The 1413-nt window shown below is 65.5% G+C and carries 1 protein-coding gene; it reads left to right on the top strand.

The genetic code is table 11. From position 1 onward, the window contains the following. On the top strand, positions 1–1413 hold a 1413-nt coding region (locus SE92_RS22190; RefSeq protein ID WP_198172752.1), incomplete at both ends, for a chemotaxis protein CheA.

The following is a 1413-nucleotide window of genomic DNA, read 5'->3' as shown; positions in this document are numbered from 1 at the left end:
GCGCCGGCCGCCGTTGCCGAGGTCAAGGCAGAGCCCGCCGCCGAAGCGCCGGCACCGGTCGTCAAGGAAGCCAAGGCGACCAAGGAGAAGGCCGCGCCGAAGAAGTCGATGGCCGACGAGGGTGCCTCCGAAGGCGACCGCATCGCCAACCAGTCGATCCGCGTCAACGTGGATACGCTGGAGCATCTGATGACCATGGTCTCCGAGCTGGTCCTGACCCGCAACCAGCTGCTGGAGATTTCCCGCCGCAACGAGGACACCGAGTTCAAGGTGCCGCTGCAGCGCCTGTCCAACGTCACCGCCGAGCTGCAGGAAGGCGTCATGAAGACGCGCATGCAGCCGATCGGCAATGCCTGGCAGAAGCTGCCCCGCATCGTCCGCGACCTCTCGAGCGAACTCGGCAAGCAGATCGAACTCGAGATGCACGGCGCCGACACCGAGCTCGACCGCCAGGTGCTCGATCTGATCAAGGACCCGCTCACCCACATGGTGCGCAACTCCGCCGATCATGGCCTGGAGACCCCCGCCGAGCGCCTCGCTTCCGGCAAGGGCGAGCAGGGCACCATCCGCCTGTCCGCCTATCACGAGGGCGGTCACATCATCATCTGCATCGCCGACAACGGCCGCGGCCTCAACACCGAGAAGATCAAGGCCAAGGCGATCTCGTCCGGTCTCGTCACCGAGGCCGAGCTCGAGAAAATGAGCGAAGCCCAGATCCACAAGTTCATCTTCGCGCCGGGCTTCTCGACCGCGGCCGCCATCACCTCGGTCTCGGGCCGCGGTGTCGGCATGGACGTGGTCCGCACCAATATCGACCAGATCGGCGGCACCATCGACATCAAGTCGGTGGCCGGTGAAGGCTCTTCCGTCACCATCAAGATCCCGCTGACGCTGGCGATCGTCTCGGCCCTGATCGTGGAGGCCGCCGGTGACCGCTTCGCGATCCCGCAGCTCTCGGTGGTCGAGCTGGTCCGTGCCCGCGCCAACTCAGAGCACCGCATCGAGCGCATCAAGGACACCGCGGTGCTCCGCCTGCGCAACAAGCTGCTGCCGCTGATCCACCTGAAGAAGCTCCTCAAGATCGACGACGGCGCGGCCTCCGATCCCGAGAACGGCTTCATCGTGGTGACCCAGGTCGGCAGCCAGACCTTCGGCATCGTCGTCGACGGCGTGTTCCACACTGAAGAAATCGTGGTCAAGCCGATGTCGACCAAGCTGCGTCACATCGACATGTTCTCCGGCAACACCATTTTGGGCGATGGCGCGGTCATCATGATCATCGACCCCAACGGCATTGCCAAGGCGCTCGGCGCCGCCGGCTCCTCGGCCCATGACATGGGCGACGAGAACGGCGCGCACCACATCGGCTCGGGCGAGCAGACCACCTCGCTTCTGGTGTTCCGCGCCGGCTCG

The organism is Bradyrhizobium sp. AT1 (genome assembly GCF_001590795.1).
Taxonomy (GTDB): Bacteria; Pseudomonadota; Alphaproteobacteria; order Rhizobiales; family Xanthobacteraceae; genus Bradyrhizobium.
This window is presented reverse-complemented; position numbering and strand designations above follow the sequence as displayed.